12 protein-coding genes are annotated in these 16,317 nt (G+C 65.6%); 5 read left to right on the top strand and 7 right to left on the bottom strand.

All coding sequences use genetic code 11. From position 1 onward, the window contains the following. The first annotated feature begins 68 nt into the window (after positions 1–68). The gene (locus tag K3F48_RS06615) at positions 69–569 is read left to right on the top strand and encodes a hypothetical protein (protein ID WP_222574636.1); all 501 of its coding nucleotides are present in this window, start codon (positions 69–71) and stop codon (positions 567–569) included. A gap of 52 nt (positions 570–621) precedes the next feature. Here the strand turns inward: K3F48_RS06615 and K3F48_RS06610 are convergent, their stop codons facing one another. Continuing rightward, positions 622–2,193, bottom strand: coding sequence for a ClC family H(+)/Cl(-) exchange transporter (locus K3F48_RS06610; RefSeq protein ID WP_222574635.1), 1,572 nt, complete (start codon positions 2,191–2,193; stop codon positions 622–624). 198 nt (positions 2,194–2,391) lie between these two features. Here K3F48_RS06610 and K3F48_RS06605 point away from each other — a divergent pair, with 198 nt between their 5' ends. Beyond that, the gene (locus tag K3F48_RS06605) at positions 2,392–2,901 is read left to right on the top strand and encodes a DUF2852 domain-containing protein (protein WP_222574634.1); all 510 of its coding nucleotides are present in this window, start codon (positions 2,392–2,394) and stop codon (positions 2,899–2,901) included. Positions 2,902–2,944: 43 nt separating this feature from the next. On the opposite strand, the gene K3F48_RS06600 is transcribed toward K3F48_RS06605, so the two are convergent. From K3F48_RS06600 to K3F48_RS06575, 6 genes are all read right to left on the bottom strand, one after another. Beyond that, complete coding sequence (locus tag K3F48_RS06600; RefSeq protein ID WP_222574633.1) at positions 2,945–3,664, bottom strand: TonB family protein; 720 nt, start codon at positions 3,662–3,664, stop codon at positions 2,945–2,947. Positions 3,665–3,667: 3 nt separating this feature from the next. After that, entirely contained in the window at positions 3,668–4,051 is a 384-nt protein-coding gene (locus K3F48_RS06595; RefSeq protein WP_222574632.1) for a biopolymer transporter ExbD, read from the bottom strand. After that, a complete protein-coding gene (gene exbB / locus K3F48_RS06590; RefSeq protein ID WP_222574631.1) occupies positions 4,044–4,472 on the bottom strand; it encodes a TonB-system energizer ExbB in 429 nt (142 codons plus the stop codon). The genes K3F48_RS06595 and exbB overlap by 8 nt, the downstream gene beginning before the upstream one ends. Positions 4,473–4,493: 21 nt before the next feature. Next, entirely contained in the window at positions 4,494–6,203 is a 1,710-nt protein-coding gene (locus tag K3F48_RS06585) for a ShlB/FhaC/HecB family hemolysin secretion/activation protein (protein ID WP_255608465.1), read from the bottom strand. 119 nt (positions 6,204–6,322) lie between these two features. Beyond that, positions 6,323–9,640: a filamentous hemagglutinin N-terminal domain-containing protein gene (locus K3F48_RS06580; RefSeq protein ID WP_222574629.1), complete on the bottom strand. Its 3,318-nt coding sequence runs from the start codon at positions 9,638–9,640 to the stop codon at positions 6,323–6,325. Between the two features lie 416 nt (positions 9,641–10,056). Continuing rightward, positions 10,057–12,243, bottom strand: coding sequence for a tetratricopeptide repeat protein (locus K3F48_RS06575; RefSeq protein WP_222574628.1), 2,187 nt, complete (start codon positions 12,241–12,243; stop codon positions 10,057–10,059). 415 nt (positions 12,244–12,658) lie between these two features. On the opposite strand from K3F48_RS06575, the gene K3F48_RS06570 reads away from it, so the two are divergent. The 3 genes from K3F48_RS06570 to K3F48_RS06560 all read left to right on the top strand — a co-directional run bounded on the left by K3F48_RS06570 (position 12,659) and on the right by K3F48_RS06560 (position 16,111). Continuing rightward, positions 12,659–13,561, top strand: coding sequence for a substrate-binding domain-containing protein (locus K3F48_RS06570; RefSeq protein WP_222574627.1), 903 nt, complete (start codon positions 12,659–12,661; stop codon positions 13,559–13,561). A gap of 81 nt (positions 13,562–13,642) precedes the next feature. Next, complete coding sequence (locus tag K3F48_RS06565) at positions 13,643–14,629, top strand: substrate-binding domain-containing protein (protein ID WP_222574626.1); 987 nt, start codon at positions 13,643–13,645, stop codon at positions 14,627–14,629. Positions 14,630–14,884: 255 nt separating this feature from the next. Then, positions 14,885–16,111 (top strand): TCR/Tet family MFS transporter, encoded by a 1,227-nt coding sequence (locus tag K3F48_RS06560; RefSeq protein ID WP_222574625.1) that lies wholly within the window; start codon positions 14,885–14,887, stop codon positions 16,109–16,111. Positions 16,112–16,317: the final 206 nt, after the last annotated feature.

The raw sequence follows: 16,317 nt of genomic DNA, 5'->3' as shown, positions 1-16,317 counted from the left end.
GTCATCGTGATCGGCGCCGGATTTGCGGCTCTTTTGGCGCGACATCCTTTCGACTTCGAGGAGCCGACATGAAGAGAAGCGGGTTTTCTTTCGACGCCATCCAGGAGCTCTGCCTTCGCCGTTGCGACACCATCTTCTATTCGCTCGTGGCGATCGTCGCCCTCGCGCGGGCGATCGTCGATGTGCAGAACGGCATGTTCAGCGTCGAGCTCTATTCGCCGCTCGTCAATCTCGTCGGCTATCGCGAGCTGCTGCGCCTGTTCCTGTGGGCGCGAGAGAATCCGCGCTATGCGATCGCCTCGCTCTATGGCGCGGTCATCGCCTCGGCGCTGCCGGTGATGTTCACGCATCCGAGCGCCTTCCTGTTCGAAGGAACCGTCTATCTGCTGTTGCGTCTCGCCGCCGGGATGCTGTTCGCGCTCGACGAGCGGCAGGTGGTGAAGCTCTATCGCGAGGTCCTGTTCGACTATTACAATCGCAAGCCGCCGCGTCCGCGCGATCGCAAGCGTCGCAAGAGCCTGCTCGAGCGTCTGTCGATCGACGACGGCCTCGTTCCCGACGCAGCCTGAAGCTTTGCCAGATGAGGGGGCTTTCGCTCCTCGGATCGCTCTGCCTGCAGCGCTACTCCTCCGCCCGTCGCGCGAGCCGCGCGGCGCGCGCCTTCAGCGCGTCATAGATCGGCTCGTTGCGGCATGCCGCGGCGGCGGTCATGGCGCCGAAACAGGCGGCGAGCATGGGCAGCAACAGCTCGGAGCTATTGGTCATCTCGGTGATGAGGATCATGCCGGTGAGCGGCGCGCGCACGACGGCGGCGAAATAGGCCGCCATGCCGATGATCGCATAGGCCATGCCCTTCTCCTGCGCCTCGGCGCCGTGCAGGACGAGGCCGAAGAAGAAGCCGAGCTCGGCGCCGAGCGTGAGCAGCGGCGCGAATAACCCGCCCGGCGTCCCCGCTGCGTAAGAGACGACGCCGAGCAGGAAGCGCAGCGCGAACAGGATCAGGAGAGTCGCGAGGGTGAATTCGCCGTCGAGTGTTCGCTGCGTCAGCGTTTCGCCGCCGCCGACGACGCCGGGCGCGAAAAAGGCGAGCGCGCCGACCGCCGCGCCGACCAGCGCCGCCTTTCGCTCGATCCGCCAAGGCAGATCGTCGGCGAGATCGAGCGCGCGGAGAATAGCGCGATTATAGGCGAGGCTGACGACGCCCGCCGCGGCGCCCAGGGCGAGGCTCGCCGGAACGTCGAGCGCGTCGGCCGTGAAATGCGGCGCGACGCGCAGCTCCGGCGTCGGGCCGATCATGAGCCGCATCACAGCGATGGCGCCGGCCGAGGCGCCGAGCGCGACGGTCGCATGGCGCATGTCGAAGCGGCGCAGCAGCTCCTCGAGAACGAAGGCCGAGCCGGCGAGCGGCGCGTTGAACGCCGCCGCCAGTCCCGCCCCGGCGCCGGAAGCGAGCAGGGCCTCGGCGTCGCGCCACTCGCAGCGGAAGAGACGGCCGATCTGATGCGCGAGCGTCGCGCCCATCTGCACCGACGGCCCCTCGCGGCCCAGCGCCAGCCCGGCGCCGATGGCCAGCACGCCGCCGATGAATTTGACCGGCAGCAGAATGAGCGAAGCCGGCGGCTCGTCTCTATGGAGGACGGATTCGACATGGGGGATGCCGCTGCCGACGGCGGAAGGCACGATGCGCCGCACCAGAAAGGCGGCGAGCCACGCCGCCGCGGCGGCCCCGAAGATCATCAGCGCGCAGCCGAGCGCGGGCCGGTCGTGCAACGCGATTGGAATTGTGGAGCGGAAACGATCGGCGCTCTCCAGGGCGAGGCGGAAGGCGCCGCAGAGCAGCCCCACCATCACGCCGGCCCCGACCGACAACAGGCCCAGCGGCGGCAGGCCCGGGAGCTGCGAGGGCGGCGGCGGGGGCGGCTCGATCGGAGCCGGCGCCGGGTGATCGATATTCGGCTCGACGACGATATCGTTGGGGCCGCCGATCAGAATGAGCCGCTCGGCATGAGGATCGCGCATCAGCACGAGACGACGCCGGCCCCCGAGGGACAGCACATCCGCCGCCTCGGCCATCTCGACCCCTCGTGCGTTGCGCAGCCGGCGACTGCGCGCGAGGCGTAGCATCAGCGGCAGCATGATGCAGCCCAGGACGACGAATGCCGTGAGCAGCAGGTCCGTTTGGTCGCCGGTCATGATCGCTTGCGATTCGAATCGAAAAACGCGCGCCAGCATAGGGCTCCGGCGGCCAATGAGAACGGCGGAAAAGCGAAAGCGACGGGCGACCCCTTGGCGAAACAGCTATGTTAATGTATATAACATTCACATCGGCCGCGGTCGAAAGGACTGTCCGATCGCGCGGCGCCGATGGAAAAGGAACCGGAGCGTCCGAACATGGGCTGTCATCGTCACTCCCGCATGGGCCAATCCCCGAGCGGCGCAGGCTTCGACCCGCATGAGCGTTTCGGCGGCTGCGGACGCGGCTTCAAGCCGGTCGAGCTGTTCGCCATCATCCTCGGCTTCATCGTCTTCTGGCCGATCGGCCTCGCCATTCTGCTGTTCAAGGTGTGGCAGCGAAAATTCGGCTATGAGGGCGATGTCTTCGCGTTCGCGCAGGAGCGCGCCGCCGATCTGCAGGCGCGCTGGCGCGAGGCCACCGGGCAGAGCCGCTCCGAGGGCTGGCGCGGGCCGGGCTTCATGCGGTCTTCGGGCAATGTCGCCTTCGACGATTGGCGCGAGAGCGAGCTCGCCCGGCTGGAGGAAGAGCGGCGCAAGCTCGCCGAAGCGGAACGCGAATTCGCCGAGCATATCGAAGAGCTGCGTCGCGCTCGCGATCGCGAGGAATTCGAATCCTTCATGCGCGCCCGTGGCCGCTCCGGCGGCGGAACGCAGCCGCAAAATTGATCCGCAATAGACGCGCCGCGGTCGTCTTCGGTCGCGGCGGTCTTCAGCGTCCGTTCGAAAACACATCGACCGCGATGCTCATCTCGCGCGGCGGCGGCGCGAAAGGGCTCGCGGCGCGAACGGTTTTCAGCGCATCGGCGTCGAGCTGCGGCTGACCGCTGCTGGCGGCGACGCGCAGGGTGCTCGCGACGATCTGCCCGCTCGCGGCGATGGTGAAGGAGACCGTCGCCGAGCCGTGCAGGCCAGCGGCCCGCGCTTTCGCCGGAGAGGCGAGCCGCCGAATCTTCTTCGACAATTGCTTTGCGTAGGCGTTGACGAGATCATCCTCCTCCTTCTCGTGCCTGGCGCTCGTCTGCGCTTTACGCTCTTCTTCCTCGCCCTTCGTATCGCGCACGCCCGGGTCGACCTTCGTGGCCTTTGTCGGCGGCGCGCTCTTCGCCTGCGTCGCGTTCTGCGCGATCTGGCCTTCTGGATCCTCTTCCTCTCGGGGCGCCGGCTCTTGCGTTTGGGCGGACTCCGGCTGCACGGGCAGCTCGGCGCCTTTCGTCTCCTGGGCGGTCGCTTCCTCCGTCTCGCTGTCGGACAGGGCGCCTTCGAGATCGAAAGCCAGCGATAGGGGGGCGTCCGCATCATCCGCCCAGAAATCGGCGACCAGCGGCAGGCAGGCGGCTCCGTGCAGCGCCAGCGAGGCGACGAGGCCATGCGCGAAAGTGAAGCGGCGCCCTGCCCGCCGCGTATCGAATAGGGGGAGGACTGTCGCCACGCTCTACCTCGCCGCCGCTCTGGTCTGCAACGCGACCCTGGTGAATTTCAGCCGTTTCAATAGTTCCGCGACATCGACGAAGGCTTGAAAGACGATGGCGCGATCGGCGCGCACGAGCAATTGCGTGTCGGAGGGAAGGCCCGCGAGCCGCCGCTCCAGCTCCTCCTTGCTCATGCTCTCTCCGTCGAATCGGACCCCGCCGTCCGTGGTGAGATCGATCGTCTTGTCCTTTTTCTTCTCCACTTGCGCATGTCCCGCCTGCGGCAGCGCGACGGGGATGCGTCCGGTGGCGACGAAGCTCGCCGTCGTCAGCACCATTGTGAGCAGCACCAGCATCACATCGATGAAGGGCACGACATTGATCGATTCGAAGGCCTTCTCATCCACGGGCGATCTCCCATCGCATCAGCAGCACCTTGGTTCGCCGCTGCAGCGCATTGTAGGAGGCGACGGCGACGAGCGCGACGAGCAGGCCGATGGCGGTCGCCTTCAAGGCGAGGGCGAGGCCGCCCATGATCTTGCTCACATCGGCCGAGGCGTCGAGGCTCATCTCATAGAAGGTCGACATGATGCCGAGCACCGTGCCGAGCAGGCCGATATAAGGCGCGTTGGACGCGACCGAGGCGATCACCACCAGCCGCTCGGTGAGCGCGAGCTCCAGCGCCTTGGCGCTGGCGAAGCCGCTGGTGTCCACCGAGCGATAGAAGATCCAGCGCTCGAGCGCGATCGCGACGACGAGGACATTGAGCACGACGAGCAGGCCGATGACGCCGTAATCGATCAGCGACGCCAGTATTTGCGATTGCATTGATCTCACTCCGCGCGCGCGTCAGAACGTGAAGCCGATCTGTACGAGGCCTTTGGTGTGGCGGTCATAGGCCGAGGCCCCGTGATTGGTCCCGTAGCTGTGTGCGGCCTGCGCCTTCAGCAGCAGGTAGCGCCCGCTCGAATATTCGTAAGTCGCGGCATAGCCGACGCCGACATCGGCGATTTGCGTGTAGCTGCGCTGCGTCCTCGTATAGGAGCCGTCCTCGAGCCAGGCCGCGCCGATATCGGTGAAGACGCCGAGCGAATGACGGTAGCGCTCGATCGTCGGCAGCGCATATTTGAGCTCCGGCGTCACCACCACGCCACTGTCGCCGGCGAGGCCTTCGTCGAACGAGCGCACGGCGTAAAAGCCGGCGATACCGATCTGCTCGCTCGAATCGAGATTGCGGTTCAGCGCCTTCTGCGCGCGCAGCGCCGTGGAGAAGGAGAATTTCTCGTCGATCGCCAGCGTCGCGTTCACCGACAGATTGATGCGATAATAGTCTCCCGCCGTATGCGCGCCGGCGATATTGAGCCGGTATTGCGCGGGATCGGAAATTTCGACGGAGCCGCCGGCGAAGGACAGGGACGAGCTGGTCATCAAGGGCCGGCCGAAGAGATCGCCGAGCGTGTCGTAATTGACCCCGACCGCGCCGAGCGCGAGCCGACGCCGCGCGATCGAAATGTCCGTGATCTTGTCGTCGAGCCATTTATAGGTGAAGTTCGACCAGACATAGAGGCTCGCGTCGCGCTGGCGCACCGCCGCATAGCTCAGCGTCGCGGTGACGGCCTCGGCGCGGCCGGTCGCGTCGAGCGCATCATAGACGCCGGTCAGCGCATAGGTCGTGCGATAGGCGCCGACCTCGGCGCGCAAGCCGTCGAAGCCGAGCGGAAACGCATAGGCGACGCGCGCATTGGCGAGATTGGCCGCCTCCGACACGATGCCCGACGCCGTGAAGCGATCGCCGATTCCGAAGGGCGAATTGACCGTGACGCCGCCGTTCAACCGGTCGCGGCCGGTGTAAGGCGAGCCGACATTGTCGCCGAACAGATAGCCGGTGACGCGATTTTCCTCCGGCACGTCGAAGACGAGATCGGACGCGCCCTGCTCGCGTCCGGGAGAGACGACGATGCGCGGCGTCGCGGCGCCCTGCAGATCGGAGATGAGCAGCATGGCGCGCTCGAGCGGGTCCTTGCGGATGATCGGCGAGGCTTCGCGCGCCCCGTCGACATAGCCCTGCAAAATATCGTCGTCGACCAGCGAGCCGTTCTTCACCGCGACGCTCCCATATCGGCCGGGAAGGAGCTTGATGCGCAGCGCGCCCTTGCGCGCGTCCTGCGCCGGAACATAGGCTTTGGCGAGCAGATAGCCCTTCGCCCGATAATAGGCGGTCACCTGATCGGCCACTTCATAGATCTGGGCGAGCGTCAGCTTCCCGCCTTCATGGGGCGCCAGAAATTCGCGCAGCGCCGCATCATCCTCGGCTGCGTGACCCTCGACGACGAAGCTGCGGACGATGAGGCTTTCCTTTCCCGAGAGCGTGAAGCGCGGCTCCACGAGCTGCGGCAGCACCGGCGCGGCGGCGGCGGCGCGCGGCGGCGCCTGTCGCGACTCCTCCGCCTCGCGCACCGCGGAACCGATATTATAGGAAGGAGTCGGAATACTCTGCGCGAGGGCCGACGGCGCCGTGAGAGACAAGGCGCAGAGAAGTGCGGCGCGTGACACGGCCATGCTACGGAACATCATTCGACCGAAGACCTTTCGAGCGTTGGAGCGCTTTTGCTCGGACGGAATGTTCGGAGCGAACGGGATCGCTCCAAACGAAAATACGGAGTGGCTTCCGATCCGATCTAGTGATTTTTGGGAGCCGAGGAGCCGCCGCCGTTCATCTCGTAGTGCTGTCCATCGACATCGATGCTGCGGATGCGCGCGCCGAAGCCGCCGCTCTGTCCCCCGCCATGCGCCTTGTGCGCCGCCGCCGCGGCGACCGCCCGGCGCTTTGGTCGCGGCTTCGGCTCCGCCGCCGGCGCGGGCTCCTCGATCGTCATATTGGCTTCGAGCGCGGCCGGCGCGGCGGAGGCGACGGCGCGCGCTCCGGCGGACGCGGACGCTGCGGCGTCTGGCGACGTCTCCGAAGAGGCGCGCGCATTGTTCATCGAAACATTGGCGGCTTGTCGCCCCGCCGCCGCGGCTGCGGCGTTCGCGGCGGCATTGGCTGCGGCGTTCGCGGCAGCGGCGGCGGCCGACTGCTGCGACGCGGCCTGCTGCGCCAATGATCGAGCCGCATCCCGCGCCGCCGCCGCCCGCTGCGCCGCGCTCGATGCGGACGTCCCTTGGCCAGCCGTCGGTCCCGTGTCGCTGGTCGCGGTCGCGTCGGTGGAGCCGCGATTGAATCCCGTGCCCGTTTGCTGCCCCGACATGGCGAGGTTGAATGTATTATTGATGTAGATGCCGTCATTGAATCCGGCGAAGCCGCCCACGGCGCCCTCGCCGCTCACCCGGCCGAACGCGCTGGAATTGCTGATTAGCGACCCTTCCCCATTGTGTCCGACGAAGCCGCCGATGGAGTCGCTGAAGCCGGCGTTCTCGGGATCGCCGCCGATCGTGCCCGAGACGGAAGAGGTGCTGACGGACCTGTCGACAACGGCGTGATATCCGCTGTCCGTATTATTGTAGTTCTGGCCGACGAAGCCGCCGACCAGCTGGATCGAGATATAATAGCCGGGATAGCCGACCGCCGTCGCCGTCACCGCGCCGCTGGAGGACGAGGTCGTGATCAGGCCGCCGTTGGTGCCGACGAAGCCGCCGAATCCATGGCCTTCGGAATTCGATATGGCGGCGTTGGAATTCGTGATCGTCACATTCACGTCGCCAGCGGCCGATGAATTGTGGATGACGCCCCAGGGGGATGGCTGGCCCAGATAATTCACCCCGATGAGCACCTCGTTCTTTCCGGCGAAGCCGCCCACATCGACAGAATCGACCGTCGTGACGTCGACATCGGCATGGGCGTTGTAGACAGCTCCCTGATTCCATCCGATCATGCCGCCGATGAATTGGCTGCCGCGCCAAAAGCCGGTCGGTCCGCCGGTGACCGCGGTGACGGAGATGGAGCCGCGCGCATAGACATTGGTGATGAAGCCACCCGTATTCTCCCCCACAGCCGCTCCAATATAGCTGGAGCGCGCCGAGATTTTCATATTTTCGAGGTCGATGTTCCGCACGCCCGAACTCGCATAGTCCGACGTCGAGATGCTGCCGACCAGGCCGAGACGCTGATTGTCGCCGCCGTCGATCGTGAGATTGCTGATCGAATGACCGAGGCCGTCGAGCACGCCGGGCAATGAGCTACGATCGGCGGCGACCCCGCCGAGCCGAGCGATGACCGCGCTGGCGTAAGCCGTCGTTGGCGCGGTCAGATCGGCGGCCAGCGCATAATAGCCGACGCCTCCATTGGCGTTGATGATGTCGAGGTCATGCGGATTGGGCGAGCCGTCGGCCAGCACCGGCTGCCCGATGCTCGTGATGAGCGTGTAATGATGGCCGTTGATGGTGAGCGGATTATTTGCGACATTGCCGACGAAATCGATCCGCCCGTCGAATTTGCGGCTCGTCGTGTTATAGAGCGGCGTCAGGCCTCCGAGCGGGATTCCATACGTCAACGTCGGCAAGCCATTGGCGTCGACGCTCCTGTCGATCGCCGTATTATAGACGAGCGCGAGACTGGCCGTCTCGGAGGCCGTCATGACGGCATTGAGATAGATGAATTTGGCCGCATTCAAAGCGAGCGTGCCGGCCGACCAGGCGACGGCGTCGTTGACGTTGATATTGGCGCCCGAGAAGCTCCAGTTCCCCGCCGTCGTCCAATTCTGCGCCGCATTGATGTTGACGTCGCCTCCCGCCGACGCCGCGAGGCTCGCGACCTGCAGCGAATACGGCGCATTGATATCGATGTCCTTGCCCGCGTTCAGCGCGAGCCCGCCTTTCGTTCCGGTAATGGCGGCGTTGACCCTGATGCTGTTGGTCGCATTGAAGGTGAGCGTGGTGCTCGCCGCCCAGCCGATCACATCATTCACATCGATATTGCCGCCCGAGCCCTTCCCTTGCGTCGAATAGATCGTCACATTGTTCGATTCGAGCTGCTGGCTCAGCGCCGCGCCGGTGATGTCGCCGTCGCTCGCCGCGACCGTGAAGCCGTCCGGATCGATGATCCACTCGCCATTGCGGCCGCTCGCCGCCTTCGTCGTGATCACGGTGCCGGCGGCGATCTTCACCTTGTCGCCGCTCGTCTCGATCACGCCGCCGCGCCCGCCATTGGGCGCCGAAGCGTCGAGCTTGCCCGCGACCCTGGTCCGTCCGCCCGAAGCGAGCAGCTTGATCTGGCCGATCCGCACCGTTCCGTGCGCGGCGGCGCGCCCGGTGAGATCGGCGAGCGTGCGCGCCTGCACGAGGCCGCTGTTGTTGACCTGCGCCGACAGCACCGCATCGGCCGCTTTCGCGGTCATCACCACGCGGCCGCCGTCCGCCTGGATCAATCCCTTATTTTCGACGAGCGCCTTGTAGGCTCCCTTGTCGATGGTCACGTCGACGAGGGAATCCCCGCCGAAATTGAGCGTGATCTTGTCGCCCGAGGCGAGCGCGATGGATCCGAGCGTCGCGACGATGGCGCCCTCGTTGGCGACCGTGCGGCCGAGCAGCGCCACAGTGCCGCCGTCGCTCGCGCGAATATTGCCGCGATTGATCACGGCGGCGGAAGAGGAGCCGGAGAAGCGATAATTGCCGGCCATGAAATCGCTGTTGGAAATGTCGAGCGTCGAGGCGACGAGGCCGCCGACATTGACGGTCGCGTTCTGCGTGAACATCACGCCGGCCGAATTGACCAGGAACACGGAGCCATTGGCGTTGAGCGCGCCGTCGATGACGCTGCGCTCATTGCCGATGACGCGGTTGAGCGTCGCCGAGAGCTGGCTCGGCTGATAGAAGTTGACCGATTCTCCGGCGCCGACGGAAAAGCCCTGCCAATCGATGATGGCGCGATTGGTCGATTGATGAATGTCGGTCGCCGCGCCATTCTGCGAGATCGACGCGGCGCCGTCGACGACGGTTCCGCCGGTCGGCCCGGCGAGCGCGGGGCGGGCGCCGGCGAGCAGGGCCGCCACTGCCGTCATGGTCGCGAGGGTCGACCGCCGCGCTTCGAGCCTGCGCGGCGACGGCTCCCACATCGGCGCGCCGCGCGTGGAGAAATCCGAAGGCGCAGAGAACGGAGGAAGACAGGCCCCGAAAACACCGAGCCGGGCGCGGCGGCTGTTTTGCATTTGCGTCATCGCAATCTCTCTCCACGGAACGCATCGAAACAATGCGCGGCGATCTCGGGAGGAAGACGGTTGACGCGCATATTGGAATGCGACGTCCCGCCTCGGCCTCGATATGTAAATTTAATATATTATGAATTGCAGGAGCGGGTAATGCGAAAAATAAACGCATCGCGAACAAAATTCAGACACTATGTTCGCTTGCGCGCCTGAGCGCCTGCCTGAGGAAGGCGACTATATAATGCCTGCTCGCAGTCGGCCCGCGTCGAGGCTCACGCCGCCCAGCGTCTCCAGGCCCCTCTCAGCGCAATATCGAGGTTCTCGCCGAAACGGCTCGCGTCACATAGCGGCGACGCGCGCAGCTTGTCGCGCAGTCCCGCGCGCAACTGCGCCAGCTCTTGCGGTCGCCGCGCCCAGCTCGCGGCGAGCTCGACATAGTCCTCGACCGAGCCGCAGCAGAAATCCGCGAGGCCCGCCGCGGTGAGATGACTCGCGGAATGACGGCCTGCGAATGTGTCGCCGACGAGGGTAACGGTCGAAACGCCCATCCACATGGCCTCGAGCGTCGTGACGCCGCCGGAATAGGGAAACGGATCGAGCGCCAGATCGACCCGTGTCGCGTAAATCTCGAGCAGCTTGGACTGGTCGGTCTCGCCGATGACGTCGACGCGGTCGCGCGTCAGGCCGCCGCTTTCCAGAACGCGATAGACGGAGTCGCGCGTCGTCGCCTCCTGCAGACCGCCATAGGCGAGCAGAATGCGCGCGCGCGGGGTGCGCTCCAAAATTTGCGCCCAGGCGCGCGCCACTGCCGAATTGAGCTTGGCCGGGCGGTTGAGGCAGCCGAAGGTGAAAATCTTCTTTTCGAGGACGGGCAGTGGGCCCGGCGCCGGCGCCTGCTCGGGCGGCAAATAGCAGACATAGCAGTCGGGCAGCCGGACGATCGGCTCCACATAGAAAGAATCGTGGTCGGGCGGAATCTCCACGGGGTCGGCGATGACGCCGTCATAAGTGTCGAGGCCGATCGTCCCGACATAGCCGGCCCAGCTCAATTGCACCGGCGCCGCGCGCATGGCGAAGACGCCGAGGCGGCAGCCGGCCGTATGTCCGGAGAGATCGAGCAGAATGTCGATTTTCTGCTCCTCGATGAGCGCTGCGAGAGCGGCGTCATCGAGATCGGAGACGTCGCGCCAGCCGCGCGCGATCGCCTTGAACCGATCGCTGAAGGCGTCGTCGGCGAATTTGCGGTCGGTCTTGTAGCAGTAGAGCTCATAGCCGCGCGCCGAAAGGCTCTCGAAGGCGCGCAGGGTGAGAAAGGCGACGGCGTGCCGACGCAGATCGGCGGACACGAGGCCGATGCGCAGCGGCCGGTCGGGCGAACGGTCGTTGCCGAAGCTGCGGCGGTCGCGCGGCGCCTGCGGCCGATAGAGCGCCGCCCAATTGCGATGCGCCTCGAAAAGATCGGCCTTGGTCACGCCGGGCTTGTGCTGCAAGGCGAACAGGAGATTTCCAGCGAGATTGGCGTCGTCCGGCCGCAGCGCCGCGGCATGGCGATAGCTCGCCACCGCCTCGTCGATGCGTCCCTGGCCGAGACAGCCATAGCCGCGCGCGGCATGGGCTTCGGGCAGCAGCGGGTCGATCGTCAGGGCGCGGTCGACATGCGCCATGCCGTCCTCATAGCGGCGATGGGCGATGAGGAAATGGCCGAGCACGAATTGCGGAAAGGCGATATTGGGCGCAACGCGCGCGGCCAGCTCGAACAGCCGCCCGGCCTCGAGCTCGCTCGCCTTGCGATTGAGCAGCTCGCCGGCGACGAGCATCGCCTCATGGTCCTTATTGTCGATCGCGAGAGCGGCCTGCATGTCGATCGCCGCCTTCTCGCCCTCGTCGCCCATCGCATGAGCGAGCCCGCGCAGGCGGTGGGCGTCGGCATAGGACGGATTCAGCGCGATCGCCCGTCCGAGCGCCTCGATCGCGTCGAGGCGGCGATGTTCCGAGAGCAGGGCGAGGCCGAGATTATAGTGCGCATAGGGCATGTCGGGCCGGTTTTGCAGCACGGCCTCGAGGCAGAGAATGGCCTCGGCCCTGCGGCCGAGGCGCGCGAGGCACCCGCCGAACTCGGCGAGCGCGGGCGCGTCGCCCGGAAGTATGGCGAGCTCGCGCTGATAGGCGGCCATCGCCTCCTCGACCCTGCCGAGCTGCGACAGCGCTCCGCCGAGAGCGAAGTTGAAATCCGGCTGATCGGGCGCCGTGCGCGCCGCCTCCTCGAATTCGCGCGCCGCCGGCTCCCAGCGGCCGGCTTTCGCATGTTTCAGTCCGCGCGCGTGGTGACGCCGGGCGCGCCGCACGAGATTATCCGGGGTTTCGAGAACCGAAAAGCCGAGCGGACCGCCGACGAGCTTCGGGAACGCTGCGCTTCTCACGGCGGACGCCGGCAGAGCGACATTGGATCTCTTCGCCATTTCTTCCTCTGCCCGCGGCCCGAGCGCATTCGGCTCGACGGCTGATCGTCAGCTATCTCGTCTCCCTAGCATTGTCTAGCGATCGGTTTCCAACTTGCATTGCGAATGTCGTCCGCGACGAAGATTCGCCGCAATCAACCGAGAATTCCGGCCGCGATACGCCCGTTTTGCCTTTGGATGGCGAGATCTTGGGCGCATTGCGCTCATTTTCCGCATTACGTAGAGCCAGACTCGTCATATAGCCAAATTACATTCTGCATTGTGCGGATGTCGGTCGCTCGGACAACCGACCGTAGGGGATGCGCTCGTCCTTTCGTCGGACTTCTCCCACGAGCCACCGACAGGCGCATGTTGTTCGCAGCGTTGATCGAGAGGCTTCCCACGCCTCGCAAGGCTTTCGGCAGAGGATAGATCCATGTTGGATAGTAAGCTAAAGACATTCATGCTGGGGCTGTCGGCGGCCCTCGCATTGACGGCTCCGCCGGCGCAAGCGGCCGCCACCATCAAGGTGGCCGTGGACACGATCTTCGCCAATGCGGCGAACGAGATCGTCTCCGCGTTTCAATATTATTACCCCACTTCGGGATACAGCGTCATCGTGACCGCCGCCGATTCCGCGGCGCTCGCGAACAATATCATCGCCGGCTCGGCGACCTATGATCTCTTCCTCGCGGGGAGCAGGAAGCAGCCGATCAACCTCGCCGTCAATCACTCGAGCCTCGTGGTCGGCGCTCCGTTCAAATATGCCGAGGACTTCCTCGCGCTCTATTCGCCGACGACCGATGTCAGCCATGGCCTGCCGCACCCACTGACCACCACTCTCATACTCCCCAATCCGGCGACCGACCCCTACGGCAAGTGGGCCGCCCTGGCGCTCGCCCTCGCGCCTCTGCACATCTGGAATATCCCGAGCCTCCATGTCGAGGTCGCGCCCGACGCCTCCACCAGCTATGCTGCGATCGACAGCGGCGCCTATGCTCTCGGCTTTGTCGCCAACTCGTCGATCTGTTCGCTCGACGCCAATAACCAGCAGGCCTATCCTGCAGGCAGCACACATTACCTCTACGCCTCTGACGACGATAGCCATCGGCGACACCGGCATCATTGGCGCATTCCCCTCCGCAGCAATAAACTCGACAGCAGCGTCATGCTGGCGGGCGTGAAGCTCGCCTCCTCGACCCGCACCGCGGATCAGGAAGCCGAGCTCAACAATTTCATCGCCTTTCTGACTGGAACGGCCGATTTGAACGGCAGCGTCTTCACCGCCGGCACGGAGCTGATCGAAGGTCATTGCTTCGAGATTCCCGCCACTCCGTGAGCCACGGCCTCCCGCGGCGGCTCGCGCCCCGCGACGGCAGACGAAACGACTGTCACGAATCGAGTAGAAAAGGAAATTGTCATGTTGAGGAACAAGACGATGGCGTTGGCCGGCGGCGTCTCCGCGGCCTGCCTGCTCTGGGGCGCGCCCGGCGCTCACGCGACCGATTATGCGATCTACGTCGGCGTCGCGGCGAATTTCAACGCGACTGTGCTCGACATCATCAACAAGTATAAAGCCTATCACAACAACGATGGAAATACTTATACGTTCTACACGACGTCGGACTCGACGGGCAATCTGAGGGCCGCGATCCTCGCCGGCGGCACGGCGACGACCGCCCCTTACGACCTGTTCCTCTCCGCCGACGTCGTTTCGCCATCCACGGTCGCCTCGGCGGGCCTCGGAATGGTGGTCGGCACGGTGACGCAGACGCCGTTCTTCTACGCCACAGGCTCGCTGGTGCTCGCGGCGCAGTCCGTGGACATTGCGAGCTGCCCGACGCCCGGCGCCGGCGCGAGCTGCGGCCTGCCGACGACGGGAAGCTCCGTCTACACGAATTTCGTCATCGCCGATCCGTCGAAGGCGCCTTACGGAGCGGCGGCGCGCACGGTGATCAACCAGGCGCCCTGGAGCCTCGGCCTTTCGACCGCGACCACCTTCACCTATCCGCCCGCGACCTTCCCGGCGTCCTATGTTCATACCTCGGCCAATATCGGCACCACCTTCTACGCCGTGAACAAAACGTCTCCGGCCTACGCCTATGGCTTCGTCGCTAAATCGCAGGTCTGCAACAACGGCGCGCTCGGCTCGGCGAGCGGCGGCTCGTTCAAGATCACCAAGGCGTTCGAATATGTCCATGACGGCTCGAGCTCGCCGAATTTCGGTCATGGCGCGACGACCCCGCAGACCTATTCCAAGATCGTGCAGAACGGCATCGCGATCGAGCGGCAGCAATCGGCGGACCTGAAGACTGTCGTGATCGACTTCAAGAACTATATTTTAGGCGGCGGCAACGGTCAGGGCACGACGCTCAGAACGAAATATTGCTACGGCACGACGCCTTAGCGTTCCGATTGGATCAGGATCGGCTCCAGCTTTTTGGTTCGAAGCGGATGCCGATCGCTCCAACGAAGCGGAAAGCGCTCTAGCCGGCGGCGGCGGACCCAGGTCCGCCGTCGCTTCCTCACGGAAACGTTTCTCCTCGATGCTCCCGGCCGTTCGAGCCGGTCCGCGGCCGCCCGATTCTCGTTTTCTTGCGCAAGAGAGCGGATTCGCGCTATTGGCGAGGCCCCGAGCTTCAGCGGATCAAAGCGGCCCCCAATGTCATCCTTGTTCAATCGGCCGGGCAAGGCGGCTATCGCCTTCATCCTGGTCACTGTGGCGCTCGACATGCTCGCCCTCGGCGTCATGGTTCCGGTGCTGCCCAAGCTCATCGTCGAATTCGAGGGGGGCGACCTGCAGCGCGCCGCGTCGATCGCCGGCATGTTCGGCTTCGCCTGGGCCTGCATGCAATTCCTGTTTCAGCCCGTGCTCGGCGCGGTCTCCGACCGTTTCGGCCGACGGCCGGTCGTGCTGCTCTCCAATCTCGGCATGGGGCTCGATTACATCTTCATGGCGCTCGCCCCGTCGCTGCCATTCCTCTTCGCCGGGCGGCTGATCTCGGGCCTCACCGCCGCGAGCCTGTCGACCGCGACCGCCTACATCGCCGATGTGACGCCGCCGGAGCAGCGCGCCGCCCGCTTCGGCTTTATCGGCGCCGCCTTCGGCGTGGGCTTCATTCTCGGGCCGGCGATCGGCGGCGTGCTCGGCGCGCATGACCTGCGCTACCCCTTCTGGGCGGCGGCGGGACTCAGCCTCCTCAACGCCGCCTATGGCTATTTTATCCTGCCGGAATCGCTCGCGCCGGAGAAGCGCGCCTCCTCGATCCTCTGGCGCAGCGCCAATGTGATCGGCTCCCTCGACTTCCTGCGGCGGGAGCGGTCGCTCGCTCTGCTCGCGTCGGCGATCTTCCTCTCCTATCTCGCCCATGAGTCGCTGCCGAGCCTGTTCGTGCTCTACACGCAATATCGCTATCACTGGAATGCGGAGACCACGGGCTGGGCGCTGGCCATCGTCGGCGTGTCGCAGACCATCGTCTCCGGCGGATTGGTGCGGCCGGCGGTGAAGCGCTTCGGCGAGAGCGCGACGCTGGTCGCGGCTCTCGCCTTCGGCGCGGCGGGCTTCGCGCTCTACGGCCTCGCGCCCACCGGCGAGATCTTCATGGCGGCGCCGCCGCTGATCGCGCTCTGGGCCATGGCCAATCCCGCCTTCCAGGGGCTGGCGACGCGGCTCGCCGGCGCCTCGGAACAGGGCCGGCTGCAAGGCGCGCTGGCGAGCTTGCGGGGGGTCTCGGGCATGGTCGGCCCGCTGGTGTTCTCGCAGATCCTGGCGGCCTCGATCTCGGCGGACTCTTTTTCGGGGGCCGGCTATCTCGCCGCGGCGGTCCTGCTCGGCGTGAGCCTCCTCATCGCCCGCAGCGCGGTGCGCGGGACGCGCGCCGAGGCGTGAGCCCTTTCCGAAATCCTCGGATGCCCTCGATCGCGCGAACACCCATTTTTCGGTTCGGACGTGAGCGCACAGGGCTCCGAATTCGGGTTAACGAGCAGAGAGTTTCCAGCGTCATGGCCGCGCTTGTCGCACGGCTGTCCGGTTCAAGATAGGCATAGTATTATCTCGTATTGGCGTGGGTCCGGCTTGTTATTCGGCGTCGGCGC

This window comes from Methylosinus sp. Sm6 (assembly GCF_019802345.1).
Classification (GTDB): domain Bacteria; phylum Pseudomonadota; class Alphaproteobacteria; order Rhizobiales; family Beijerinckiaceae; genus Methylosinus.
Note: the sequence above shows the minus strand (reverse complement) of the source record. Positions and strands in the feature narration are given on the sequence as shown.

Excerpts from the sequence above, each read along its gene's own strand:
- K3F48_RS06580 (WP_222574629.1), bottom strand. The coding sequence starts at position 9,640 with ATGACGGCAGTGGCGGCCCTGCTCGCCGGCGCCCGCCCCGCGCTCGCC.
- K3F48_RS06565 (WP_222574626.1), top strand. The coding sequence starts at position 13,643 with ATGTTGAGGAACAAGACGATGGCGTTGGCCGGCGGCGTCTCCGCGGCC.
- K3F48_RS06560 (WP_222574625.1), top strand. The coding sequence starts at position 14,885 with ATGTCATCCTTGTTCAATCGGCCGGGCAAGGCGGCTATCGCCTTCATC.
- K3F48_RS06605 (WP_222574634.1), top strand. The coding sequence starts at position 2,392 with ATGGGCTGTCATCGTCACTCCCGCATGGGCCAATCCCCGAGCGGCGCA.
- K3F48_RS06615 (WP_222574636.1), top strand. The coding sequence starts at position 69 with ATGAAGAGAAGCGGGTTTTCTTTCGACGCCATCCAGGAGCTCTGCCTT.
- exbB (WP_222574631.1), bottom strand. The coding sequence starts at position 4,472 with ATGCAATCGCAAATACTGGCGTCGCTGATCGATTACGGCGTCATCGGC.
- K3F48_RS06610 (WP_222574635.1), bottom strand. The coding sequence starts at position 2,193 with ATGACCGGCGACCAAACGGACCTGCTGCTCACGGCATTCGTCGTCCTG.
- K3F48_RS06585 (WP_255608465.1), bottom strand. The coding sequence starts at position 6,203 with ATGGCCGTGTCACGCGCCGCACTTCTCTGCGCCTTGTCTCTCACGGCG.
- K3F48_RS06570 (WP_222574627.1), top strand. The coding sequence starts at position 12,659 with ATGTTGGATAGTAAGCTAAAGACATTCATGCTGGGGCTGTCGGCGGCC.
- K3F48_RS06575 (WP_222574628.1), bottom strand. The coding sequence starts at position 12,243 with ATGGCGAAGAGATCCAATGTCGCTCTGCCGGCGTCCGCCGTGAGAAGC.